This window comes from Azospirillum brasilense, from assembly GCF_008365405.1.
In the GTDB taxonomy this organism is placed as follows: Bacteria; Pseudomonadota; Alphaproteobacteria; order Azospirillales; family Azospirillaceae; genus Azospirillum; species Azospirillum brasilense_D.
In genome coordinates, this window is the sequence record NZ_QOKV01000008.1 from 221,833 (window position 1) to 246,094 (window position 24,262).

At 68.8% G+C, this 24,262-nt stretch carries 19 protein-coding genes; 14 read left to right on the forward strand and 5 right to left on the reverse strand.

Annotation, left to right across the window (positions count from 1 at the left end):
- The first annotated feature begins 69 nt into the window (after positions 1-69).
- The 3 genes from DS837_RS15155 to DS837_RS15165 all read left to right on the forward strand — a co-directional run bounded on the left by DS837_RS15155 (position 70) and on the right by DS837_RS15165 (position 4,791).
- Positions 70-2,454: a VTT domain-containing protein gene (locus DS837_RS15155; RefSeq protein WP_149165514.1), complete on the forward strand. Its 2,385-nt coding sequence runs from the start codon at positions 70-72 to the stop codon at positions 2,452-2,454.
- Positions 2,451-3,263, forward strand: coding sequence for an endonuclease/exonuclease/phosphatase family protein (locus DS837_RS15160; RefSeq protein WP_051658011.1), 813 nt, complete (start codon positions 2,451-2,453; stop codon positions 3,261-3,263). The genes DS837_RS15155 and DS837_RS15160 overlap by 4 nt, the downstream gene beginning before the upstream one ends.
- A gap of 307 nt (positions 3,264-3,570) precedes the next feature.
- Positions 3,571-4,791 (forward strand): polyhydroxyalkanoate depolymerase, encoded by a 1,221-nt coding sequence (locus DS837_RS15165; RefSeq protein ID WP_149165545.1) that lies wholly within the window; start codon positions 3,571-3,573, stop codon positions 4,789-4,791.
- 168 nt (positions 4,792-4,959) lie between these two features.
- Here the strand turns inward: DS837_RS15165 and DS837_RS15170 are convergent, their stop codons facing one another.
- Positions 4,960-6,045, reverse strand: coding sequence for a COX15/CtaA family protein (locus tag DS837_RS15170; RefSeq protein WP_149165515.1), 1,086 nt, complete (start codon positions 6,043-6,045; stop codon positions 4,960-4,962).
- A 193-nt stretch (positions 6,046-6,238) separates the two neighbouring features.
- Here DS837_RS15170 and DS837_RS15175 point away from each other — a divergent pair, with 193 nt between their 5' ends.
- Positions 6,239-9,733 (forward strand): pyridine nucleotide-disulfide oxidoreductase, encoded by a 3,495-nt coding sequence (locus DS837_RS15175; RefSeq protein WP_149165516.1) that lies wholly within the window; start codon positions 6,239-6,241, stop codon positions 9,731-9,733.
- Positions 9,734-9,902: 169 nt separating this feature from the next.
- On the opposite strand, the gene DS837_RS15180 is transcribed toward DS837_RS15175, so the two are convergent.
- Positions 9,903-10,394, reverse strand: a complete 492-nt coding sequence (locus DS837_RS15180) for a lysozyme (RefSeq protein WP_149165517.1) — start codon at positions 10,392-10,394, stop codon at positions 9,903-9,905.
- A 134-nt stretch (positions 10,395-10,528) separates the two neighbouring features.
- The gene (locus DS837_RS15185; protein WP_149165518.1) at positions 10,529-10,792 is read right to left on the reverse strand and encodes an usg protein; all 264 of its coding nucleotides are present in this window, start codon (positions 10,790-10,792) and stop codon (positions 10,529-10,531) included.
- A gap of 294 nt (positions 10,793-11,086) precedes the next feature.
- Between DS837_RS15185 and groES the strand changes: the two genes are divergently transcribed.
- The 7 genes from groES to DS837_RS15220 all read left to right on the forward strand — a co-directional run bounded on the left by groES (position 11,087) and on the right by DS837_RS15220 (position 19,164).
- Positions 11,087-11,377, forward strand: coding sequence for a co-chaperone GroES (groES, locus tag DS837_RS15190; protein WP_145623298.1), 291 nt, complete (start codon positions 11,087-11,089; stop codon positions 11,375-11,377).
- 52 nt (positions 11,378-11,429) lie between these two features.
- A complete protein-coding gene (groL, locus tag DS837_RS15195) occupies positions 11,430-13,073 on the forward strand; it encodes a chaperonin GroEL (RefSeq protein ID WP_035670811.1) in 1,644 nt (547 codons plus the stop codon).
- Positions 13,074-13,270: 197 nt separating this feature from the next.
- Positions 13,271-14,962, forward strand: coding sequence for a catalase (locus DS837_RS15200; protein ID WP_149165519.1), 1,692 nt, complete (start codon positions 13,271-13,273; stop codon positions 14,960-14,962).
- Between the two features lie 236 nt (positions 14,963-15,198).
- A complete protein-coding gene (locus tag DS837_RS15205) occupies positions 15,199-16,203 on the forward strand; it encodes a cytochrome-c peroxidase (protein WP_282187572.1) in 1,005 nt (334 codons plus the stop codon).
- Positions 16,204-16,288: 85 nt separating this feature from the next.
- The gene (locus DS837_RS15210; RefSeq protein WP_149165520.1) at positions 16,289-17,437 is read left to right on the forward strand and encodes a NapC/NirT family cytochrome c; all 1,149 of its coding nucleotides are present in this window, start codon (positions 16,289-16,291) and stop codon (positions 17,435-17,437) included.
- 109 nt (positions 17,438-17,546) lie between these two features.
- A complete protein-coding gene (locus tag DS837_RS15215; RefSeq protein ID WP_014239094.1) occupies positions 17,547-17,810 on the forward strand; it encodes a hypothetical protein in 264 nt (87 codons plus the stop codon).
- 121 nt (positions 17,811-17,931) lie between these two features.
- Positions 17,932-19,164, forward strand: a complete 1,233-nt coding sequence (locus tag DS837_RS15220; protein ID WP_149165521.1) for a BaiN/RdsA family NAD(P)/FAD-dependent oxidoreductase — start codon at positions 17,932-17,934, stop codon at positions 19,162-19,164.
- 115 nt (positions 19,165-19,279) lie between these two features.
- Here DS837_RS15220 and DS837_RS15225 read toward each other — a convergent pair whose 3' ends face one another.
- On the reverse strand, positions 19,280-21,457 hold the full coding sequence (locus DS837_RS15225) for a transglycosylase domain-containing protein (protein WP_149165522.1): 2,178 nt from the start codon (positions 21,455-21,457) through the stop codon (positions 19,280-19,282).
- 207 nt (positions 21,458-21,664) lie between these two features.
- Between DS837_RS15225 and DS837_RS15230 the strand changes: the two genes are divergently transcribed.
- Positions 21,665-21,976: a polyhydroxyalkanoic acid system family protein gene (locus DS837_RS15230; protein ID WP_149165523.1), complete on the forward strand. Its 312-nt coding sequence runs from the start codon at positions 21,665-21,667 to the stop codon at positions 21,974-21,976.
- A gap of 149 nt (positions 21,977-22,125) precedes the next feature.
- Here DS837_RS15230 and pspF read toward each other — a convergent pair whose 3' ends face one another.
- Entirely contained in the window at positions 22,126-23,127 is a 1,002-nt protein-coding gene (gene pspF, locus DS837_RS15235) for a phage shock protein operon transcriptional activator (RefSeq protein ID WP_149165524.1), read from the reverse strand.
- Positions 23,128-23,291: 164 nt separating this feature from the next.
- Between pspF and DS837_RS32080 the strand changes: the two genes are divergently transcribed.
- Together DS837_RS32080 and pspA are read left to right on the forward strand one after the other, a co-directional pair.
- Positions 23,292-23,438 carry a hypothetical protein gene (locus tag DS837_RS32080; RefSeq protein WP_014239099.1) on the forward strand — a complete coding sequence of 49 codons (147 nt, stop codon included), beginning with the start codon at positions 23,292-23,294 and terminating at the stop codon, positions 23,436-23,438.
- A 46-nt stretch (positions 23,439-23,484) separates the two neighbouring features.
- Complete coding sequence (pspA, locus tag DS837_RS15240) at positions 23,485-24,156, forward strand: phage shock protein PspA (protein ID WP_149165525.1); 672 nt, start codon at positions 23,485-23,487, stop codon at positions 24,154-24,156.
- The last annotated feature ends 106 nt before the right edge of the window (positions 24,157-24,262 follow it).

Consider the following 24,262-nt stretch of genomic DNA (forward strand, 5'->3'; position numbering starts at 1 on the left):
GTGTTGTTCGGGCATTCGCCTTCCTGGCCGGTCGCAGCCCGTCCCGGACGCACCATATGTGAACCCCCGATGCCGATCCCCGCAGGAACCCCGGTCCAGCCGCGTCCCATGCCCGACCAGCCGTCCGTCGCCCAGCCATCCCTCCCCGCAACGCCGCTTCCGGTGTCCTCCGTGATGGCCGCGGGCCCGCTGCTGGTGCCGGGCCGCACCTGCTGGCGGGTGGAGCGGGCGGAGCGGGTCGGGGTCATCGTCGATGGGGAGGATTACTTCGCGCTCGCCAAGGCGGCGATGCGGCAGGCGCGGCGCAGCATCTACCTGACCGCCTGGGACTTCGACGCCCGCATCCGGCTGACCCCGCAGGCACGCCACCCGCGCCGCCCCGACAAGCTGGGCAACCTGCTGAACTGGCTGGCCGCGACCCGCCCGGACCTGACCATCCATGTGCTGAAGTGGGACTTTGCCGAGCTGTTCGATCTGGCCCGCTGGTCGCAGCCGCTGTTCCTGCGCGGCTGGCTCAGCCATCCGCGGCTCCAGTACCGGCTGGACGGCGACCATCCCGCTGGGGCCTGCCACCATCAGAAGATGCTGGTGATCGACGACCGGCTGGCCTTCTGCGGCGGGCTGGACATCACCGCCAACCGCTGGGACACCCGCGCCCACCGCGCCGACGAGCCGCTGCGCCGCCAGCCGGACGGCACCCCCTACGAGCCCTTCCACGACGTGATGATGGCGGTGGACGGCGCCGCCGCCCGCGCGCTGGGCGACCTGTTCCGCGAGCGCTGGCGCCGCGCCACCGGCTGCGTGCTGTCGCCGCCCGCCATGGACGTGCTTGGCGGCGGCGGTGGCCCTTCCGATGGCAAGCGTCCCCGGCGGCTGCGGCTGAAGGCGCGCCGGGCCGGGCCGGACAGTCCCGACCCCTGGCCGCAACAGCTCGCCCCGCTGCTCAAGGGCATGCCCGTTGGCATCGCCCGCACCGAGCCCCACTACAACGGGCGCGACGAGGTGCGGGAGGTCGAGGCGCTCTACACCGCCGCCATCGCCGCGGCCGAGCGCTTCATCTACATGGAAAGCCAGTATTTCGCCTCGGTCGCCGTCGCCGAGGCGCTGAAGGCGCGGCTGGCCGAGCCGGACGGGCCGGAGGTGGTGGTCGTCAACTCCGCCCGCACGTCGAGCTGGCTGGAGAACACCGTGATGCTCGGCGCCCGCGCCCGGCTGGTGAAGGAACTGCGCGAGGCCGACCGGAACGGGCGCTTCCGCTTCTACATTGCCAAGACCGAGAGCGCCAAAACCGGCAGCGTCGGCATCACCATCCACGCCAAGGTGATGGTGGTGGACGACCGGCTTCTGCGCATCGGCTCGGCCAACCTGAACAACCGGTCGATGGGGCTGGACACCGAATGCGATCTGGCGCTGGAGGCGCCGCACGGGAGAGCGGAAGGACGCGAGGCCCGGCGGGCCATCGCCGGGGTGCGCGACGACCTGATCGCCGAGCATCTCGGGGTGGCGCCGGAAAGCGTGACGGCGGAGTTGCGCCGCTCCGGCTCGCTCATCCGCATGGTGGAGACGCTGCGCCGGCCCGGCGGGCGGACGCTGGAACCGCTGGAGGACGCCGACCCCGGCCTGCTGGCCGCCGCCGTCGCCGACTCCATGCTTTTCGACCCCGAACGCCCGGTGGGGGCGGCGGACATCGTGTGGCGCGTCCTGCCGTCGCGCATCCCGCGGCGCCACCACTGGCTGGCGCTGGCGGTCATCCTGGCGGTGGTCGGCGGGGTCTGGGGGCTGTGGAACCACACGCCGTTGCGCGACTGGGCAACCCTGGACGCCGTCCTGGGGGCGTTCGAACGCCTGCGCGAGTCGGCCTTCGGGCCGCTGTGGCTGATCCTGCTTTATGTCGCCGGAGGCTTCGTGCTGTTTCCGGTATTGCTGCTGATCGCGGCGACGGCCATCGCGCTGGGGCCGTGGCTGGGCTTTCCCACCGCGCTGGCCGGGGTGCTGGCCTCCGCCGCGGCGCTGTTCTGGGTGGGCCGCCTCACCGGCCGGCGCCCCATCGAGCGTTACGGCGGCGCGGTGGTGCGGCGGGCCAGCGCCGCGCTCGGCGAACGCGGCGTGCTGGCCATGGCGGCGCTGCGGGTGGTGCCGGTGGCGCCCTTCACCGTGGTGAACCTCGTCGCCGGGGCTTCCCGCATCCGGTTTCCCGACTATCTGTTCGGGACGATCCTGGGGATGGCGCCGGGAATTCTTGTCTTCAACCTGCTCGGGCACCAGCTTGAGCGTGTGTTGACGGAACCGACGCCCACCGACATGGTTCTTCTGGGTCTGGCGGCGGTGACCGCGCTGGGGCTCGGCTGGGCCGGCAATCGGCTGGTGCGGGTCCTGGCGGCGAAACGGCCAGCCACGGGGCCGACCACGGGGCCGACCACCGGAGAGACAGCGAAGGGAGACCAACAGCGGTGATCCGATTCAGCCGAGAGCGTGTGCAGCGGATCGCCTCCGCGCTGCGCGCCGCCCGCGTCCGCCGCCCGAAGCGCCGCGTCGACAGCCGCAGCGGCCCGGTGCCGGAGGGCATGGCGCCGCTGCGCGTGGCGACCTGGAACATCCACAGCTGCGTCGGGCTGGACGCGCGCTTCGCGCCGGACCGCATCGCCGAAGTCATCAAGGAACTGGACGTCGATCTGGTCGGGCTCCAGGAGGTCGGCTGGCACCACCGCGGCGAGTCCGGGCTGGACCAGTTCGCCTTCCTTGAACGGGCGACCGGCCTGAAGGCTCATGCCGGCCCGACCAAGCACAACGCCCACGCCCATTACGGCAACGCCATCCTGACCCGGCTGCCGGTCCTGAAATGCGAGCCCATCGACCTCAGCGTCGGCCGGCGGGAGCCGCGCGGCGGCATCGACGTGATCGTCGAGGTGGAGGGGCGTCCGGTGCGCATCATCGTCGCCCATCTCGGGCTCGACCCGTGGGAGCGGGCGCGGCAGGTCGGCGCCATCGTCGACCGGCTGGAGGAACAGCCGGCCCTGCCGACCCTGTTCATGGGTGACCTTAACGAATGGGCGCCCAATTCGCCCCGGCTGCGCAAGCTGGCCGAGGCCTTCCCCGACTGGGCCAGCCCGCGCAGCTTCCACGCGCGGATGCCCACGCTGCGGCTCGACCGCATCTACGTGAACAACGGGCTGACCATCCCGTCCTACGAGGTGGTGCGCACGGTGCTGACGCGTCGCGCGTCCGACCATCTGCCGGTGCGCGCCACCGTGGCGGTGCCATAACCGAGATACCCGCTCGGGTATGCCGGGCCCTTGATGGCTGCAAGGCGCGTGCGCGGTTCCGCGGGCGCGCCTTTTTCTTTGGGCTTGATCCTCCTGACTTGACCCATTTGCAGTGCAGCATTGCGCGGTCTGTTTCGTGTGGCTGACTGTTTCCCATGTAAGTTTTTTGCCCGAGAACGGGTGTCGGCTATTGACCTTCCGGATAAGGACTGGCCAATCTATCGGTTGGTCATACGACCAATGACGGCCGACCAATGACGACACCCAGCCGACCGGGCGTGGGATCAACCGCCGAAGCGAGGACATGTTGCTCTACCATCTCTACGATCTGCAGCACGCCGCTCTGCGCCCGATGCGCCTCCTGGCCGAAGCGACCCAGCACACCTTCCAGAACCCGTTCAGCCCGGTTTCCTACACCCGCGTCGGACGCGCCATGGCCGCCGGCGCGGAACTGCTGGAGCGCACCACCCGCCGCTTCCCCAAGCCGGACTTCGGCCTGAAGACAACGGTGGTGAACGGCGAGACGGTGGCGGTCACCGAGCGCATCGTCCATCGCAAGCCCTTCTGCAACCTGCTGCACTTCGCCAAGCCGGAGGGCACGCCGGCGCAGCCGCGCGTCCTGCTCGTCGCCCCGATGTCGGGCCACCACGCGACGCTGCTGCGCGGCACGGTGGCGGCGCTGCTGGCCGACCACGACGTCTTCGTGACCGACTGGATCGACGCCCGGCTGGTGCCGCTGGCGCGCGGGCGCTTCGATCTGGACGACTACATCGACACGGTGACGGAGCAGATCCGTTTCCTGGGGCCGCAGACCCACGTCATCGCGGTGTGCCAGCCGGTGGTGCCGGTAATGGCCGCGGTGTCGCTGATGGCGGCAGGGGACGAGGCGGTGCAGCCGCGCTCCATGACGCTGATGGGCGGTCCCATCGACCCGATGGCCAACCCGACCGTGCCGGTGAAGCTGGCGGCGACCCACCCGCTGTCCTGGTTCGAGCGCAACGTCATCACCACCGTCCCGGCCTACTATCCGGGCGGCTTCCGTCAGGTCTATCCGGGCTTCGTCCAGCTCTCCGGCTTCATGTCGATGAATCTGGACCGCCACATCGGGGAGCATGTCGGCCTGTTCCGCCACCTCGTCCGCGGCGACGGCGACTCCGCGGAGCAGCACCGCCGCTTCTACGACGAATACCTGTCGGTCATGGACCTGTCGGCGGAATTCTACCTGCAGACCATCGAGACGGTGTTCCAGAAGCACGCGCTCGCCAACGGCACCATGGAGTCGCGCGGGCGCAAGGTGGAGCCGGCGGCGATCCGCCGGACCGCCGTGATGACGGTGGAGGGCGAGCTGGACGACATCTCCGCCCCCGGCCAGACCGAGGCGGCGCACCGCCTCTGCGCCTCGCTGCCGGACGACATGCGCGCCCGCCATTTCCAGAAGGGCGTCGGCCACTACGGCATCTTCAACGGCCGGCGCTGGCGCGAGAGCATCATGCCGGCGGTGCGGGAGTTCATCCGCAAGCACGATTGAGGTGAGTGGAAAACCCCTCTCCCGTCCCGGGAGAGGGAAGGTACCCGCGCCGCAGGCGTGGGAAGGGTGAGGGTGCCGGCAAGGATCAGTCTCTTGATCCTCGCATGACCCTCACCCGCCCGCTCTGCGGGCACCCTCTCCCGGGGCGGGAGAGGGAATTGGACGGCGTCAGCGCTTCGGAACGGACACCGGGCGCAGCTCGTGAAGCAGCCAGACCAGCCCGGACACCAGCAGAATGGCGCCCGCCTGATGGGCGGCGCCCAGCGGTATCCACACGAAGCTCAGCAGCGTGGCGATGCCCAGCCCGATCTGGACCAGCACCATCGCCGCGGTCAGCAGCGCCACCCGCCCGGCGCGGCCCGGCAGGCGGGCCACCCACACCCGCAGGGCCAGCCCCAGAACCACCAGCCCCGTCAGCAGCGCCAGCGCCCGGTGCGTCAGCTGGATGGCCGCGGTGTTCTCGAAGAAGTTGATCCACCAGGGCGTCAGGTTGGCCACCTCCGGCGGGATGATGTGGCCGGCCATCAGCGGGAAGGTGTTGTAGGCCAGCCCGGCGTCCGTTCCGGCGACGAAGGCGCCCCAGACGATGGTGACGCCGGTCAGCCCCAAGGCCCAGCGCGCGTGCTTGCGCAGCCGGCCGGACTCGGTCGCCCAGCCGGCCAGCGGCAGCGGGTCGAGAATCCCCAGCGCGGTGCGCAGCAGCAGCCCGTAGATCACGACCGCCGTGCCGAGATGCAGCGCCAGCCGGTAGTGGCTGACGTCGGGCCGGTCGACCAGACCGCTCTTGACCATGTACCAGCCGATCACCCCCTGGAGCCCGCCGAGCAGGAACAGCCCGGCCAGCTTCGGCCACAGGTCGGCGGGAATGCGCCCGTTGACCCAGAAGCGCAGGAAGGGGATCAGGAAGACGAAGCCGATCAGCTGGCCCCAGAAGCGGTGAAACCACTCCCACCAGAAGATTTGCTTGAAGGCCGCCAGATCCATCGCCGCGTTGTGGATGCGGAACTCCGGCGTGGTCTGGTAGAGGCCGAAGACGCGGTTCCATTCCGCCTCCGACAGGGGCGGCAGGATGCCGATCAGCGGCTTCCACTCCACCATCGACAGGCCGGATTCGGTCAGGCGCGTGATGGCGCCGATCACCGCCATGGCGAAGACCATCGCGCAGCAGACGAGAAGCCAGTAGGCGATGGGGCGGGTGGAGGCGGGGTCGCGGACGTCTTTCCCGGCGAGGGCGGGGGCGGCGATGTCGGTCACGGACGGGCGGCTCCGGATGATGCGGAAAGGTTCCGGGGGGATAGGGACCTCCGGCTCATGTGGGGTGCGGCAGCGGCTGCGTCAAACGGACACGGGTTACCCCGTGGCCGGCGACACCGGTTTCGGGTGAAGGCGGCGCGCCGCGGGTGTTACAAATATCAGTCTTACCAACGGCTTCGGATGCGGGGCGGCGATGGCGGACCTCACCCTCGGCTTCGGCCTGTCGTTCCACGAGCTTTACGGGCAGGACGGGCTGGCCCGGCTCGACCGTGCCTTCCTCGCCCGGCTGTCCGACACGGACGTGGCGCTCGCCAACCGGCTGCTGTCCGCCCGCGCCCAGCCCGACCGGCTGGAGGCCAGGGCGGAAAGCGACCTGCTGATCGCGCTCGCCCCCCACGCCGAGGATTTCATCGGCGATCTGTTCGGCATCCGCGCCGCGCTCGACGAGTTGCGCGCCCGCCACACGGAGCTGGCGCCGCTCTACACCGCCAAGCGCCTGTTCGTTCAGCGCCGCGCCGCCAAGGCGGTCAAGCCGGAGGCGGTCGCGGCCCTCGACGGGGCGGAGCTGGCCGCGCGGCTGGAGGACTGGCTGGGCGGCCCGCTGACCGAGGCTGGCTTCGCCCGGCAGGTGCTGGCCTGGATGGAGGACGAGGCCGCCCACGCCGACCAACTCGACAGCGCCGCCCAATACGCCGCCTGGGCGGTCTTCAGCGAGGCCGGGCGCGCCCGGCACGGCGGCGGCGTGCTGTTCCAGGTGCCGCACCGCACCGACCCGCAGCGTCTCGTCCCCGTGGAGACGGTGGAACGGCACGGCGTCACCATGATGCGCCTGCCTGAAGACGCCTGCCGCGAGCGCCAGGGCTTCCACCTGACCGACCCCGGCACCGATCTGGCCGGGGCGCTGGACGAGGCCAACTACTGCATCTGGTGCCACAACCAGGGCAAGGACAGCTGCTCCAAGGGGCTGCGCGACCGCAAGACGGGGGAGTTCCAGAAGAGCGCCTTCGGCGTCGCGCTGGCCGGCTGCCCCTTGGAAGAGAAGATTTCCGAGATGCACGCTCTGAAGGCTGAGGGGGTGCCCATCGGGGCGCTGGCCGTGGTGGTGGTCGACAACCCGATGTGCGCGGCCACCGGCCACCGCATCTGCAACGACTGCATGAAGGCCTGCATCTACCAGAAGCAGGAGCCGGTGGACATCCCGCAGGCGGAGACCCGCACGCTGAAGGACGTGCTGGAGCTGCCCTGGGGCTTCGAGATCTACAGCCTGCTGACCCGCTGGAACCCGCTGGACCTGCGCCGCCCGCTGATGCGGCCGGACAGCGGCTATAAGGTTCTGGTGGCCGGGCTGGGGCCGGCGGGCTTCACGCTGGCGCATCATCTGATGAACGACGGCCACACGGTGGTCGGCATCGACGGGCTGAAGATCGAGCCGCTGCCCGCCGACCTCTCCGGCGTCCTGCCCAGCGGCACGCGGGTGCCCTTCCGGCCGATCCGCGACGTGCGCGACCTCTACGACCGGCTGGACGAGCGGGTGATGGCCGGCTTCGGCGGCGTGGCCGAATACGGCATCACCGTGCGCTGGAACAAGAATTTCCTGAAGGTGATCCGGCTGCTGCTGGAACGCCGGGCGCGCATGACGATCATCGGCGGGGTGCGCTTCGGCGGCACGCTGACCATCGACAGGGCGCTGGAACTGGGCTTCGACCACATCGCGCTGTGCATGGGGGCGGGCAAGCCGACTGTCGTGCCGATGGCGAACGGGCTGGCCCGCGGGGTGCGGCAGGCTTCGGACTTCCTGATGGGGCTGCAACTGACCGGGGCGGCCAAGGCGGACAGCATCGCCAACCTCCAGGTCCGGCTGCCCATCGTGGTGATCGGCGGCGGGCTGACCGCCATCGACACGGCGACGGAGGCGCTGGCCTACTACCCGGTCCAGGTCGAGAAATTCCTCTCCCGCTACGAGGTCCTGGCGGCCGAGCGGGGGGAGGCGGCGGTGCGCGCCCGCTGGACTCCCGACGAGGCCGACCTTGCCGACGAGTTCCTGGCCCACGCCCGCGCCATCCGGGCGGAGCGCCTGGAGGCCGGGGAGCAGGGGCGGGAGCCGCGCGTCGCGGCGCTGCTGCAATCCTGGGGCGGCTCGACCATCGCCTATCGACGGCGGCTGATCGACAGCCCCAGCTACACGCTGAACCACGAGGAGGTGGCGCACGGGCTGGCCGAGGGCATCCGTTTCCTGGAATGCGCCGCCCCGCGCGGGGTGGAGATCGACGAGATGGGCGCCGCGCGGGCCATTCACCTCGCCATCAACCCGGTCGGGCCGGACGGGGTGGTGGCGCCCGCCGCGGTGGACGCGCGGCTTCCCGCCCGCACCATCCTGGTCGCCGCCGGCACCCAGCCGAACACCGTCCTGGCCCGCGAGGAGCCGGAGTGGGTCGAGCTGGACGGGCGCTGCTTCCGCGCCATCGACGAGGACGGCCGGCCGGTGACGCCGGAGCGGCAGGCCAAGCCGGCCCAGGCTGATGTGCTGATGGCGCGGGCGCCGGATGGGCGGTTCCTCAGCTTCTTCGGCGATCTGCACCCGTCCTTCGCCGGCAATGTGGTGAAGGCGATGGGCGGGGCGAAGCGCGGCTATCCGGTGGTCAGCCGGGCGCTGGCCCGCCGGGCGCCGACCTCCGTGACGCCGGAGGCGCTGGTGCGGCGCCTGAACGCCGAGCTGCGGCCCCTGGTGCACAGCGTCACCCGCCTGACCCCGACCATCGTGGAGGTGGTGGTGAAGGCCCCGGCCGCGGCGCGCCGTTTCGAACCCGGACAGTTCTACCGGCTGCAGAATTTCGAAACGCTGGCGCAACGGATCGGCCGGACCACGCTGGCGATGGAAGGGCTGGCCCTGACCGGGGCCTGGGTGGACAAGGAGGCCGGGCTGCTCTCCCTGATCGTTCTGGAGATGGGCGGCTCGTCCGATCTCTGTGCCTTGCTCAAGCCCGGCGATCCGGTGGTGGTGATGGGGCCGACCGGCGCCCCCACCGAGATCCCGGAGGGCGAGACGGTGGCGCTGGTCGGCGGCGGGCTGGGCAACGCGGTGCTGTTCTCCATCGGGCAGGCCTGCCGGGCGCGCGGCAACCGGGTCGTCTACTTCGCCGGCTACAAGCGGATGGAGGACCGTTACAAGACCGAACAGATCGAGGCCGCCGCCGACCGCGTTGTCTGGTGCTGCGACGAGGCGCCGGGCTTCACGCCGACGCGCCCCGATGATCTGAGTTTCGTCGGGAACATCGTGGAGGCCATGCGCGCCTACGCGGCGGGCGAGTTGGGACCGGCGGACATTCCGCTGGAGACGGTGGACCGCATCGTCGCCATCGGTTCCGACCGCATGATGGCAGCGGTGGGGGCGGCCCGGCACGGCCTGCTGAAGCCCTACCTGAAGCCCGGCCACGCCGCCATCGGCTCCATCAACTCCCCCATGCAATGCATGATGAAGGAGATCTGCGCCCAGTGCCTGCAACGGCACACCGACCCGGCGACGGGGGAGGAGACGGTGGTCTTCTCCTGCTTCAACCAGGACCAGAGCCTGGACCGGGTGGATTTCGCCAACCTGAACCAGCGGCTTCGCCAGAACGCCGTCCAGGAAAAGCTGACCGCCCAATGGATCGACCGCGGCCTGCGGCTGACCGGCCAACGGAAGGGGTGAGGGGAGATGCTTTCCCTCTCCCGCCCCGGGAGAGGGTGCCCGCGAAGCGGGCGGGTGAGGGTCGCACAAGGATCAGGCATTGATCCTCGGCATCACCCTCACCCTTCCCACGCTTGTGCGTGGGCCCCTTCCCTCTCCCGAGGCGGGAGAGGGACTCCGCGTCTCCCGTTCACGCACCCGTGGCGGTGCTGACCGCCGCCTGGGGCAGCGGCGTGGTGGAGCTTTCGAACAGGTCGGCTTCGGCGGCGCGGCGCTTCACCAGACCCGGAAGCTGCGTCTTGACGCCGTTGACCGTGGCGTAGACCCAGCGGCCGAACTGGCCGGCCGCGCCTTCGTAGTCGCCCTGGTTCAGCAGGCGAAGCAGGGTCGAGCACTGCAGGCTGCCGGCCCCCAGGTTGAACACGAAGGAGGCGAGCGCGCCGCGCTGGTCCGGGTTCAGCGCGACGGTGACCAGCTTGTCCACCTGGGCGGCGGCGGCGGTCAGGTCCGACTGCAGGAAACCGTCGGCCTGGGCGGAGGTGATGCTCTGCCCCAGCTCGACCCCGGCGGTGTGGCCGTAGCCGATGGTCGGCACCCCCGCCGGGCACAGGTAGGCGTTGAGGTAAAGACCTTCGAAATGCTTCACAAGGTTGACCGCTTCTTCGCAAACCGGCGTCGTCATGTTCGTCATCCCCCAGCTTGTCGTAGACGTGCATCGGCACGGACAGTGCGTGCTGAGGGAAGCCTATCGAAAGAGTTATGATCTTAATAATGGTTTATTTTTTCACATTTTCCCGCGAAAGAAGGGGTTGGGCGTCAATTCCAGCGGAATTCCGCGGCCACCGCGCGGGCCTCTCCCGGCGTGATCAGGCGGTGGGTCGCCAGCTTCACCGAATGCAGCCTGCCGTCCAGGTTGGCCTGCCAGAAACCCAGGAACCGGCGCAGCACCGGGTAGCCGGGGGCGAGGTCCAACTCCTGCCAGAGATAGCTCTGCAGCAGGTGCGGGTGGTCCGGCATGTGGTACAGAATCTCCGCCGTGGTCAGGCGGTAATCGCGAAGCTGAAGCCCCAGACTGGCCATGCTCTGCCTCCGTGATGGTGGAACCGGTGGCGTCCTTCCGCTGCGTCCTGGTGATTCTTTTGTGAAAGTGTGCCGTTCGCGGCTGTGGCGGGCAACAAAAATTTTTCTTTTACTTCAATGCATTAGCAGCAGGAAGGGGCGACTGCTGCCAGGAATCGCACCGATTGCCGCAACGACCCTCTTGAATCAAAACCGCAGCTCGATTAGCTGTCTGGCACTCGCCGGGGGAGAGTGCTAACAGCCCCGAGCCCGGCGCCAATCCTTTCAATAAGCCTTGATCCTGGAGGCATCCCCATGAAGTTCCGTCCGCTGCACGACCGCGTCGTCGTCAAGCGTCTGGAGTCCGACACCAAGACCAAGGGCGGGATCATCATTCCCGACACCGCGAAGGAGAAGCCCCAGGAGGGCCAGGTCATCGCGGTGGGTCCGGGCGCCCGTGACGAGAGCGGCAAGGTCGTTGCGCTCGACGTGAAGGCCGGCGACCGCATCCTGTTCGGCAAGTGGTCGGGCACCGAGGTGAAGATCGAGGGCGAGGATTTCCTGATCATGAAGGAATCCGACATCATGGGCGTCGTCGAGGCCTGAGCCTCCGCCCGCGCTGAGCGATCCAACCCCCCGAATTTCAAGGAAGTGAGCAATGGCTGCCAAGGAAGTTAAGTTCTCCGCCGCCGCGCGTGAGAAGATGCTGCGCGGTGTGGACATCCTCGCCGACGCCGTGAAGGTGACGCTGGGTCCGAAGGGCCGCAACGTCGTGATCGAGAAGTCCTTCGGCGCTCCGCGCATCACCAAGGACGGCGTCTCGGTCGCCAAGGAAATCGAGCTGTCGGACAAGTTCGAGAACATGGGCGCCCAGATGGTGCGTGAGGTCGCGTCGAAGACGAACGACCTGGCCGGCGACGGCACCACCACGGCGACCGTTCTGGCCCAGGCCATCGTCCGCGAGGGTGTGAAGTCGGTGGCCGCCGGCATGAACCCGATGGACCTGAAGCGCGGCATCGACCTCGCCGTCGAGACCGTCGTGAACGACATCCGCGGCCGTGCCAAGAAGGTCACGACCAACGACGAGATCGCCCAGGTCGGCACCATCTCCGCCAACGGCGAAGGCGAGATCGGCAAGATGATCGCCCAGGCCATGGAGAAGGTCGGCAACGAGGGCGTCATCACGGTGGAAGAGGCCAAGAGCCTCGAGACCGAGCTGGACGTCGTCGAGGGCATGCAGTTCGACCGCGGCTACCTGTCGCCGTACTTCATCACCAACGCCGACAAGATGATCGCGGACCTCGAGAGCCCGTTCATCCTGCTGCACGAGAAGAAGCTGTCGGGTCTGCAGGCCCTGCTGCCGGTCCTCGAGGCCGTCGTGCAGTCCTCGCGCCCGCTGCTGATCATCGCCGAGGACGTCGAGGGCGAGGCCCTGGCGACCCTGGTCGTGAACAAGCTGCGTGGCGGCCTGAAGGTCGCCGCCGTCAAGGCCCCGGGCTTCGGTGATCGCCGCAAGGCGATGCTGGAGGACATGGCCATCCTGACCGGCGGCCAGGTCATCTCCGAGGATCTCGGCATCAAGCTCGAGAACGTCACCATCGACATGCTGGGCACCGCCAAGAAGGTCGTGATCTCCAAGGAGAACACCACCATCGTCGATGGCGCCGGCTCGGCCGAGGACATCCAGGCCCGCATCGGCCAGATCAAGGCGCAGATCGAGGAGACCACCTCGGACTACGACCGCGAGAAGCTGCAGGAGCGTCTGGCGAAGCTGGCTGGCGGCGTTGCCGTCATCCGCGTCGGCGGCGCCACCGAGGTCGAGGTGAAGGAGCGCAAGGATCGCGTTGACGACGCCATGCACGCCACCCGCGCCGCGGTGGAAGAGGGTGTCGTCGCCGGCGGCGGTACCGCCCTGCTGTACGCCACCAAGGCGCTCGACGCCCTGAAGCCGATCAACGACGAGCAGCGCGTCGGCATCGAGATCATCCGCCGCGCCCTGCAGGCCCCGGTCCGTCAGATCGCCTACAACGCGGGCACCGACGGTTCGATCGTGGTCGGCAAGCTGCTGGACCAGAACGACGCCAACTTCGGCTACGACGCCCAGAAGGGTGAGTTCACCGATCTGGTCGCCGCCGGCATCATCGACCCGGTGAAGGTGGTTCGCACCGCCCTGCAGGACGCGGCCTCGATCGCCGGCCTGCTGATCACCACCGAGGCGATGATCGCCGAGAAGCCGGAGAAGAAGGCTGCTCCGGCCGGCATGCCGGGTGGCATGGACGACATGGGCGGCATGGGCTTCTGATAGCTCACGTCATCCACGACGTTTGCGGAAAGGGCGGTCCCTCGGGGCTGCCCTTTTCCCGTTTGGGCATCTCCCTGACGGACAGGGTGCCGCCGGCCGGCGGTTCAGATTGGAACGCTTCCAAACTGTTGGCGTTGACAACGAACCGGACGTCCCCTGGGGCGGGCCGGCTCTTGCTGCTGTTCAGGGAGAAAGCGATGGCTGACCAATCGAAGACTCTGACCAACCGTCAGGGCCATCCGATCACCAACAACCAATCCCAGCGCACCGTGGGAAGCCGCGGGCCGGCGACGCTGGAGAACTACCAGTTCCTGGAGAAGATCACCCACTTCGACCGCGAGCGCATTCCGGAGCGCGTGGTCCACGCCCGCGGCTTCGTCTGCTACGGCGAGTTCGAGGCCACCGGCAAGATCGGCGACGAGCCGGCCTCCACCTACACCCGCGCCAAGCTGTTTCAACAGGCCGGCAAGAAGACCCCGCTGGCCATCCGCTTCTCCACCGTCATCGGCGGGCGCGATTCGTCGGAGGTGGCGCGCGACCCGCGCGGCTTCGCGGTGAAATTCTATACGGAGGACGGCAACTGGGATCTGGTCGGCAACAACCTGGCGGTCTTCTTCATCCGCGACGCCATCAAGTTCCCGGACGTCATCCATTCGCTGAAGCCCGATCCGGTGACCTTCCGTCAGGAACCGAACCGCATCTTCGACTTCATGAGCCAGACGCCCGAATCCATGCACATGCTGACGCATCTGTTCAGCCCGCGCGGGATTCCGGCGAACTACCGGCACATGGAAGGCTTCGGCGTGAACACCTACAAGATGGTGAACGCCAACGGCGATACGGTGCTGGTCAAGTACCACTTCCACCCGCGCTGCGGCGTCGCCTCCCTGACGGCGGAGGAGGCGGCGAAGGTGCAGGGGCAGGATCTCGGCTCCGCCTCCAAGGATCTCTACGAGGCCATCGACCGAGGCGACTACCCGCAGTGGGATGTGTATGTCCAGATCATGGAGGACCACGACCATCCCGAACTGGACTGGGACCCGCTGGACGACACCAAGATCTGGCCCGAGTCGGACTTCCCGCTGCGCCATGTCGGCGTGATGACGCTGAACCGCAACGTCGAGGACGTCTTCAACGAGAACGAACAGATCGCCATGGGCACCGGCGTGCTGGTGGACGGGCTGGATTTCTCGGACGACAAGATGCTGGTCGGGCGGACCTTCTCCTACTCCGACACGCAGCGCTACCGGGTTGGCCCCAACTATCAGCAGTTGCCGATCAACCAAGCCAAGAACGCGCCGGTCGCCACCAACCTGTCGGGTGGCCAGATGTCCTACCAACGCGATCTGGCGCCGGGGCAGAACCCGCACGTCAATTTCGAGCCGTCCATCCACAACGGCCTGAGCGAAGCCCAGCGGGAGGAGCCGAACAACCCGCCGGAACTCCACGGCCGCCTGACCCGCAGCGTGATCGAGCGCCGCAACGACTATGTCCAGGCGCGGGGCCGCTACTGCACCATGATGGACTGGGAGCGCGACGATCTCGTCCTGAACATGGGCACCTTGCTCGGCCAGTGCGAACGCGACGTCCAGGAGCGCATGCTCTGGCACTTCTTCCTGATCCATGACGACTACGGCAGCCGGGTCGCCGGCATGCTGGGCATGACCGCCGCCGACGTGGCCGGCTTGGCCCCCCTGCCCAAGCAGGTGCTGACCGACGAGGACCAGAAGCGGCTGAAGTCGCTGGGCAAGAACGGCGACACGATCGACCCGAAGGCCTGGGGCCAGTGGACCGGCTCCGTGAAGGTTCACCGCGCCACGGCGGACGAGGTGGTGAAGGGCATGCCGTCCGGCGTGCAAGGCGGCATGACCAGTCAGGCTGCCGATTAGGCGCAACCAAAGGTCTTTGTTCGAGCATCGTCCCAATGGGGCGGCGGGTTGTCCCGCCGCCCCTTTTTCATGCCGGCGCCGATGATTGTTTTGAATGGCCACAGTTTGTATAAGGACATGCGACACGTTGCCGCGCGACACGCCTGTCACTGGTATCACCAGAGTGGGCCATGCCACTGTCATTTTGCATCAAGGCATTAGCCAAAATATTAGAACTTCGATAAGGGAGAAGTGCGATGTCCATGCGTGCTGCCGTGTCCTTCGCGGCCATGCTGGCGGCCTCCGTCGCCACCTTCGGCGTGCCCGCGTTCGCCGCCGACGAACCGATTTCGCCGATCGAGCCGGCGAAGATCGCCAATCCCGGATTGGTTGAACTCGGCAAGAAGCTGTACTTCGATCCCCGGCTGTCCAAGTCCGGCTTCATCTCCTGCAACTCGTGCCACAACCTGTCCATGGGCGGCACCGACAACCTGAAGACCTCCATCGGCCACAACTGGCAGCAGGGTCCGATCAACTCGCCGACCGTGCTGAATTCCAGCCTGAACGTCGCGCAGTTCTGGGACGGCCGTGCGCTGACTCTGCAGGAGCAGGCCGGCGGCCCGATCGCCAATCCCGGCGAGATGGGCTCCACCCACGCCCTGGCGGTCGAGGTGCTGCGCTCCATCCCCGAATACCAGAAGGAATTCGGCGAGGTCTTCGGTGAGACCAAGATCACCATCGAGGAGGTGACCAAGGCCATCGCCGCCTTCGAGGAGACGCTGGTCACGCCGAACTCCCGTTTCGACCAGTGGCTGAAGGGCGACAAGAAGGCCCTGACCACCGTCGAGCTGGAAGGCTACGAGCTGTTCAAGGACTCGGGCTGCACCGCCTGCCACAACGGCTCGGCCGCCGGCGGCAACACCTTCCAGAAGATGGGCGTCGTCGAGCCCTACAAGACCAACAACCCCGCCGAGGGCCGCATCGCGGTGACCAAGGAGGAGGCCGACCGCTTCAACTTCAAGGTTCCGACGCTGCGCAACGTCGCGCTGACCTACCCCTACTTCCACGACGGCGAGGCGGCGACGCTGTCCGACGCCGTGGACGTCATGGGCCGCATCCAGTTGGGCAAGAAGTTCTCGACCGACGAGAACGCCAAGATCGTCGCCTTCCTGAAGACGCTGACCGGTGACCAGCCGAGCTTCGCTCTGCCGATCCTGCCGCCGTCCACGGACAAGACGCCGAAGCCGCATCCCTTCGACTGACGGTTCGGCGGTTTGGATGGGGCCGGGCGTCGTTGGGGCGGCCTGGCCCCATTCCTTTTCTTGAGGATGGTTGCAGGGTATCGACATGCGGTGGGGATGGAAGACGGCGGGGGGCTTCGGGACGCTCGCGCTGGCCGGTCTGGTGGGCGTCGTCGTCGGGGTGGTCGGCTGGGGCGGCTTCAACACCGCGATGGAAGCGACCAACAGCATGGAGTTCTGCGTCTCCTGCCACGAGATGCGCGACAACGTGTATGTCGAGTACAAGACCTCGCCCCACTACCAGAACGCCTCCGGCGTAAGGGCCACCTGCGCCGACTGCCACGTCCCGCGCGACTGGACGCACAAGGTGATCCGCAAGGTGCAGGCGTCCGGCGAGCTGTATCACTGGCTCATCGGCTCTATCGACACCAAGGAGAAGTTCGAGGCCAAGCGCCACACGCTGGCGCGCCGCGAATGGGAGCGCATGCGGGCGACCGACAGCCAGGAATGCCGCAACTGCCATTCCTTCGGCGCCATGGACTTCCATAAGCAGACACCGAAGGCGGCCAGCGCCATGGAAGGGGCGGAGAAGGCCGGCAAGACCTGCATCGACTGCCACAAGGGCATCGCCCACAGCTTCCCCGACGTCACCGCCGGCCATCGCCAACTCTTCGCCGGTCTGTCGGAGCAGGCGAAGGCTTTGGCCCTGAAGCCCGGCGACACCGCCTACGCCCTGACCAGCCTCGCCCTTTACGGCGCGCTACCGGCGCTCGGGGCTGGTGGAGACGGCGAGATCGCCGCGGCGACTCCGGTGACGATCCTGGCGGCGGAGGGCGGCGCCCTGCAGGTCGAGATCACCGGCTGGCAGCGCGGAAGCTCCAGGCAGACGCTCTATGCCCAGCCGGGCAAGCGCATCACCACGGTCAAGCTGAATGCGGCGGTGGCGGGCCAAGCGGCGGCGTTGCGCAGCGTCACCGATCCGGAAACCGAACAGGAATGGACGGAGGTCCGCCTGACCGCCTGGACCGGGGCCGGCGGCTATGTGGGCACGCTCGGCGCGCTGTGGGATTACGGCGCGCGGGTCTATGACGCCAACTGCTCGCTCTGCCACGCGCTGCACCCGCCGGGCGCGTTCGACGCGAACGCCTGGATCGGCAAGATGAACGCCATGAAGCGGCTGACCCGGCTGGACGAGGAGGAGGGCCGCCTGCTGCTGACCTATCTGCAGAGCCATGCGAAGGACGGCGCGCGATGATCGCTGCGGCGAGAACCCGAAGCTGCTAAGAGGGGTTTTCTACCACGGGCCGGCGCCGAACACGCCGCGCCCGACGGCAGACGACCACTTGAGAAAGAGGACCCCCGCGATGTCGACTCTGCACAAACAAGCCATGGAAGCGGTGCTTCAGGCCGCCTCTCACGACATCGTCGGCACGCTCCAGGAGCGTGGCATCACCGACAAGCACAGCGAGGAGGGCGACCTCGTCGTTCTCGACGTCGCGATCCTGCACGCCTACCGCATCTTCATGCGGATCTGCGAGGAGAATGGGCTGGAGGTGGATGCGGGCTATTTCGCCGACATGGCCAACGACCTTGCCGACGAGGTGGCCCAGGAGGACGACGCGGACTGATCCGGTCCCGCGCCGCCGACCCGCTTCTTGAGTGCCCCGGTCCCGTCCGACCCTGCTTTTTCCTTTGGTGAAGGCGGTGCGGACGGGACCGGTCGACATCCTTCACCCCTCGGGGGACCCGATGACCGACGCCCCTGAAACTGTCTTTTCTCCCGACGTTGCGATCATCGGCGCCGGCCCGGCCGGGCTGATGGCGGCGGAGGTCATCGCCGCGGCAGGCCGCTCGGTCGCCGTCTTTGAGCGGATGCCCACCCCGGCGCGCAAGCTGCTGCTGGCCGGGCGCGGCGGGCTGAACCTGACCCATTCCGAACCGCTGGACGCCTTCACCGCCCGCTATGGCGCGCAGGCCCCGCTGTTCGCCGATCTGCTGGGCGGCTTCTCCCCGGCGGACCTGCGCGACTGGGCGGCGGGGCTCGGGATCGAGACCTTCGTCGGCTCCAGCGGGCGCGTCTTTCCGGTGCAGATGAAGGCGTCCACCCTGGTGCGGGCGTGGCTGCGCCGGCTGGAGGGGCTGGGCGTCACCCTGCACAGCCGCCACCGCTGGCTCGGCTGGGACGCGTCCGGCGCGCTGCGCTTCCAGCGGGGCGACGGAACCGAAACCACCGTCGCCCCGCGCGCCACCCTGTTGGCGCTGGGCGGGGCGAGCTGGCCGCGCACCGGCTCCGACGGCGCCTGGACCGGGCTGCTGGCGGCGCGCGGGGTGGACATCGCGCCGCTGCGCCCGTCCAACATGGGCTTCGAGGTGCCCTGGTCCGATCACCTGCGCGAACGCTTCGCCGGCCAGCCGGTCAAGAGCGTCGGCCTCGCCTTCGGCGACCGGCGTTTGAAGGGCGAGTTCGTCATCACCGAGACCGGCATCGAGGGCGGCGCCGTCTACGCGCTGAGCGCCCCCTTGCGCGACGCCATCGAGCGCGAGGGCTGGGCCGCCCTGACCATCGACCTGATGCCGGATCTGCCGGAGTCGGCGATCGCCAAACGGCTCCGCCGCCGCGGGGCGGAATCGCTGTCCACCTTCCTGAAGAAGTCCCTGTCGCTGACCGGCCCGCGCGCCGCCCTGCTGCGCGAGTTCACGCCGGCGTCGGAACTGTCCGACCCGGCGGCGCTGGCCCGCCAGATCAAGGGCCTGTCGATGGTGCTGACCGGGGTGCGGCCGATCGAGCGCGCCATCTCCACCGCCGGAGGTATCCGGCTGGCGGAGCTGGACGCCTCGCTGATGCTGACCCGCCTGCCGGGGACCTTCGTCGCCGGGGAGATGCTGGATTGGGAGGCGCCGACCGGCGGCTACCTCCTCCAGGGCTGCTTCGCCATGGGCGCGCGGGCGGGGAAGGGCGTGCTGGGGTATCTGGGGGGCTGAGTTTTCGCCCCTATTGCCCCCTCCCTAACCCTCCCCCGCTGCGCAGGGGAGGGGACCAATCTCCCTCCCCTGCGTCAGCGGGGGAGGGGCGGGGTGGGGGCAATGCGCTCGCCCGTCACCGCACCGGATTGCCGTAGTCGTACTGCACCTGGGGCGCGCTGCCCTTGCCGGTCAGGCTTTCGATCAGCGAGCCGATGCCGCCCGCCACACCGCCTGATGACCCGCGCGCCGGGGCCGCCGCCGGGGTGGCGCGGGCGGGTTCGGCGATGCCGCCGGAGGCGACATAGGCGGGGGCGCCCTCCATCCCCGGCAGGGGGCGGGGCGGGCGTCCGGCGTGGGCGTCCAGCATGAAGCCCTGCCACAGCTTGGCCGGCAGCGAGCCGCCGGTGACCCGCTTCATCTCGGCGTTGTTGTCGTTGCCCAGCCACACCCCGGCCACGAGGTCGGCGGTGAAGCCGACGAACCAGGCGTCGCGGTAATCCTGGGTGGTGCCCGACTTGGCCGCCGCCGGGCGGTCGAGCTTCGCCGACTTGCCGGTGCCGTACTCGATGACGCCGGTCATCATGCGGGTGAGCTGCACCGCGTGCGCCGGGTCGACCACCGGGACGGAGCCGCCGGCCTGCCGCCGGTACAGGACGTTGCCGTCGCGGTCCCTGATCTCGGTGATGGCGTAGGGCCAGACCGGGGCGCCGCGGTTGGCGATGCCGGCGTAGCCGCGGGTCAGCTCCAGCAGGTTGACCTCGCTGGTGCCGAGCGCCAGCGACAGGTCCTTGCCCAGCGGCGAGTTGATGCCCAGCCCCGCCGCCACCCGGCGCACCCGCTCCACCCCGATGCGGTCGATGATGCGCACGGTCGCGGTGTTGGACGAATGGGCCAGAGCGTTGGCCATGGTGACGGTGCCGCGGAACTTGCCGTCGTAGTTGCCGGGGCTCCAGCCGCCGATGCGGACCGGGGCGTCCTCGACCGGGCTGTCGGGCGACCAGCCGGCCTCCAGCGCCGCCAGATAGACGAAGGGCTTGAAGGCCGACCCCGGCTGGCGCATCGCCTGGGTGGCGCGGTTGAACTCGCTGCTGTCGTAGTCCCGCCCGCCGACCAGGGCGCGCACCGCGCCGTCGGTGGTCATGGCGACCAGGGCGCCCTGGCGCGCGTTGGCGGTGGCGCCGGCGCCGGACAGGATCTCCTCCAGCCGCTGCTCCGCCGCGCGCTGCAGCTTGAGGTCCAGCGTCGTGCGCACCACCACGTCACCGTGGCCGGAGCCGACGAAGGCGGAGACCAGCTCCGTCACCCAATCCGCGAAATAGCGCCCGTCGCCGCCCGGCTTGCGCTTGGCCGACGGCGGGGCGTTGCGCGCCGCCTCCAGTTCCTGCGCGGTGATGAAGCCGGCGTCCACCATGGCGCCCATCACGACGCGCGACCGTTCCGCCGCCTCGTCCGGGTTGGAGGACGGGGCGTAGCGCGAGGGCGCCTTCAGCAGGCCGGCGATGATCGCCGATTCCCGCAGGTCGAGCTGGGTCGCCGGCTTGCCGAAATAGGTGCGGGACGCTGCGTCCACGCCGAAGGTGCCCGCCCCCAGATAGACGCGGTTCAGATAGGCGGTGAGGATCTGGTCCTTGGTGAAGCGGTGCTCCAGCCACAGCGCCAGCATGGCCTCCTGGATCTTGCGCTTCAGCGACTTCTCGGGCGTCAGGAAGAGGTTCTTGGCGAGCTGCTGGGTGATGGTGGAACCACCCTGCGCCGAGCGCCCGGACCGCCAGTTGACGTAGAGCGCGCGGGCCAGACCGATGGGATCGACGCCGAAATGCGAGTAGAAGCGCCGGTCCTCAATGGCCAGCACGGCATGGATCAGATGCGGCGGCAGGTCGCGCACGCCCAGCGTCGTGCCGTGCAGGTCGCCGAAGCGCGCGAACTCCGACCCGTCGGCCGCCAGCACGGTGACCGAGGCGCGCCGTTCGAACTGCGCGACCTTGGAGATGTCCGGCAGGTCCAGCGCGAACCAGGCCAGCACCGCGCCCAGCGCGATGCCGCACCACACGCCCGCCACCGTTCCGGCATAGACCAGCGTGCCGAGGATCGACCGCCGCCCGCCACCGCTGCCTCTGGCCGCTTTCGGGGCGGTCTTCCGCGGCGGCGGAGCGGCTTTCCGCGGCTTCTCGGCCTTGGGTTTCTCAGGCTTGGTCGGCTTTTCCGGCTTGGGCGCGCGTTTTGGCAGGCGGGGGCGCAGCGCCGTTTCCTCGCCCCGCGTCTGGATGGGGCGCGGCCCCGCAAAGAGTTCGCCCGGTCGATCGTTGCTCACGGCGCGGTCGCGGCCCCCAAGAAGTCCATGCCCGATGTAATCTGTGATGGAAAGCTATACGCCGCCGCCCCGTTGCGACGAAAGAGCGCCCTCGAAAGAGATAAGATTTGTCTTAGCACCGTTGCAGATGGATGACGGGGGTGGAAGAAAAGCCGCCGCGGACTGTTGTTTCCATGAATAAGCGTTGACGCAGCGGAGAGCCTGTTCATGTCGAAACCCCTGACCGTTTCCATTCCCCACAAGCTCGGCCGGGACGAGGCGAAGCGGCGCGTGGCGGAGGGGGTGGGGCAGGCCCGCTCCCACCTCGCCGCGGTCGCCAGCAGCATGGACGACCATTGGACCGACGACCGCGTGGATTTTCGCGTGGTGGCGATGGCCCAGACCGTCACCGGCTTCATCGACGTGCAGGACGACAGCGTCACCGTGGAGGTGCAGCTTCCCTGGGCGCTCGGCCTGCTGGCCAACAAGGTGAAGGACCGGCTGCAGAGCAAGGGCACCCTGCTGCTGGAAAGGAAGTAGATCCCTCTCCCGACCCGGGAGAGGGAAGGGGCCCGTGCGGAGCGCGGGAAGGGTGAGGGTGCTGCCAAGGATTAGCGCCTTGATCCTTGCACGACCCTCACCCGCCCGCTGTCGCGGGCACCCTCTCCCGGGGCGGGAGAGGGATTGGGTTAATCGGGCTTGCCGATCAGCCCGTGCTTCTTCAGCAGCCCGCGAAGCTGGTGGTAGCCGAGCCCCAGCGCCTCGGCGGTCTGGCGCTGGTTGAAGCGGTTGCGCTCCAGCGCCGTCTCCAGCAGCCCGGACTCGAAGCGCCGCACCTGCTCCTGGAAGTCTCCGGCGGCAACGGGCGTCGCCTCCTCCGCGACCGGTGACGGGACGGCCGCCGCCGGCGCGGCCGGCCGCCAAGCGGAGGCGAAGGGGTCGAGCAGGATCTCCTCCACCGGCCCCTCCGGGTCGGACGCGGCGACGGACCGCTCCACCGCGTTGCGCAGCTCGCGCACATTGCCCGGCCAGCCGTGGTCGAGAAGCTGCTCCAGCGCCCGTGGAGTGAAGCCGGGGAACAGGGACCGCTCCAACTCCCGCACCATGCCCAGCGCGAAATGTTCGGCGAGCACGGGGATGTCCTCGCGCCGGGCGCGCAGCGGCGGCAGGGTCACCACGTCGAAGGCCAGCCGGTCCAACAGGTCGGCGCGGAACCGCCCGGTCTCGGCCAGCGCCGGCAGGTCGGCGTTGGTCGCCCCGATCACCCGCACATCGACGGTCTGGGTCCGCCCGCCGACCCGCTCGATCTCGCCATACTCCACGGCGCGCAGCAGCTTCTCCTGAACGGCGGGGCTGGCCGTGGCGATCTCGTCCAGAAACAGCGTGCCGCCGTCGGCCTGCTCCACCCGCCCGATCTGCCGGCGGATCGCCCCGGTGAAGGCCCCGGCCTCGTGCCCGAACAGTTCGGAGTCGAGAAGGCTCTCGGTCAGCGCGGCGCAATTCACCTTCACGAAGGGCCGGTCCCAGCGCCGGGACAGATAGTGCAGGCGGGCGGCCACCAGCTCCTTGCCGGTCCCACGCTCCCCGATGACCAGCAGGGGGCGCTCCAGCGGCGCCACACGGGAGACGTGGGCGAGGACCGCGTGGAAGGCCGGGGACTCCCCGAGCAGAGGAGGTGGGTTGGGTTGCATGGTCAAAAGGGCGAAGAGTTGGCGAATTTCTTCATTCTATCGCGGAAATGGCGATGCTCCAAGACCGGTCTCCGCTTGCCCACCCCTGGAAATCCAAGGCTTTGCAGGGGTTTCTGGCTTTGGCACGGCCATTGCGAAGAAGGGAACCAAACAAGGAGACCCGCATGAGCCACTACAGCGACTACCACCGCCGCTACACCCGCGAGGCCCGTCCGCTGGCGGCGCGCATCCGGACCTACCTGACCAGCCGCCCGACCGAGAGCTGGGCGTTCTTCGCCGCCGGCCTGCTGATCGCGACGATCCTCGGCTGACGCCATCAACGCCCGACCCTAAGCGACCAAGAACGGACACATCCCCATGAGCATCTTTTCGCGCCTGACCGACATCGTGCAGTCCAACCTCAACTCCCTGCTCGACCGCGCGGAGGACCCGGAGAAGCTGATCCGTCTGATCATCCAGGAGATGGAGGACACGCTGGTCGAGGTGCGCTCCTCCACGGTGAAGATCATCGCCGAGCGCAAGGAGATCGAGCGCCGCATCGCCGACCTGCACCGCGAGCGCGACTCCTGGGACCGCAAGGCCGAGACGGCGCTGACCCACGACCGCGAGGACCTCGCCAAGCAGGCGCTGCTGGCCAAGTCGCGCGCCGCCGAGGAGGCCGACGTCCTGACTGCCCAGCTCGCCCAGGTCGAGGAGGCGCTGTCCAAGTCCAACGAGGACATCGGCCGCCTTCAGGCCAAGCTGACCGACGCCAAGAACCGCGAGAAGGCGCTGGTCGCCCGCACCAAGACGGCGGCCAACCGCGTCCGCGTCCGCTCCACCCTGCACGACGAGCGGATCAACGACGCCTTCTCCCGCTTCGAGCAGGTGGAGCGCAATCTCGACGAACTGGAAGGCCGCGTGGAGGCCTACGACGTCGGCCGCACCAAGACGCTGACCGAGGAAATCGCCGAACTGGAGGCCGACAAGAAGGTCCAGGACGAGCTGTCCGCGTTGAAGGCCCGCGTCGCCGCGCGCCGGGGAAGCTGATCCCGCACCGGCGTCGACACTGGCCCCGGCTCTGTCTTTCCGGACGGCGGGGTTGACGTTGAGCCCCCTCTCCCGCCGCTCCGCGGGAGAGGGGTTTCCCAAACAA

Bases quoted from the DNA above. Each gene is read 5' to 3' on its own strand.
- groES (WP_145623298.1), top strand. From the start codon at position 11,087: ATGAAGTTCCGTCCGCTGCACGACCGCGTCGTCGTCAAGCGTCTGGAG.
- DS837_RS15155 (WP_149165514.1), top strand. From the start codon at position 70: ATGCCGATCCCCGCAGGAACCCCGGTCCAGCCGCGTCCCATGCCCGAC.
- DS837_RS32080 (WP_014239099.1), top strand. From the start codon at position 23,292: ATGAGCCACTACAGCGACTACCACCGCCGCTACACCCGCGAGGCCCGT.
- DS837_RS15180 (WP_149165517.1), bottom strand. From the start codon at position 10,394: ATGACGACGCCGGTTTGCGAAGAAGCGGTCAACCTTGTGAAGCATTTC.
- DS837_RS15220 (WP_149165521.1), top strand. From the start codon at position 17,932: ATGACCGACGCCCCTGAAACTGTCTTTTCTCCCGACGTTGCGATCATC.
- pspA (WP_149165525.1), top strand. From the start codon at position 23,485: ATGAGCATCTTTTCGCGCCTGACCGACATCGTGCAGTCCAACCTCAAC.
- pspF (WP_149165524.1), bottom strand. From the start codon at position 23,127: ATGCAACCCAACCCACCTCCTCTGCTCGGGGAGTCCCCGGCCTTCCAC.
- groL (WP_035670811.1), top strand. From the start codon at position 11,430: ATGGCTGCCAAGGAAGTTAAGTTCTCCGCCGCCGCGCGTGAGAAGATG.
- DS837_RS15200 (WP_149165519.1), top strand. From the start codon at position 13,271: ATGGCTGACCAATCGAAGACTCTGACCAACCGTCAGGGCCATCCGATC.
- DS837_RS15230 (WP_149165523.1), top strand. From the start codon at position 21,665: ATGTCGAAACCCCTGACCGTTTCCATTCCCCACAAGCTCGGCCGGGAC.
- DS837_RS15175 (WP_149165516.1), top strand. From the start codon at position 6,239: ATGGCGGACCTCACCCTCGGCTTCGGCCTGTCGTTCCACGAGCTTTAC.
- DS837_RS15185 (WP_149165518.1), bottom strand. From the start codon at position 10,792: ATGGCCAGTCTGGGGCTTCAGCTTCGCGATTACCGCCTGACCACGGCG.
- DS837_RS15205 (WP_282187572.1), top strand. From the start codon at position 15,199: ATGTCCATGCGTGCTGCCGTGTCCTTCGCGGCCATGCTGGCGGCCTCC.
- DS837_RS15210 (WP_149165520.1), top strand. From the start codon at position 16,289: ATGCGGTGGGGATGGAAGACGGCGGGGGGCTTCGGGACGCTCGCGCTG.
- DS837_RS15215 (WP_014239094.1), top strand. From the start codon at position 17,547: ATGTCGACTCTGCACAAACAAGCCATGGAAGCGGTGCTTCAGGCCGCC.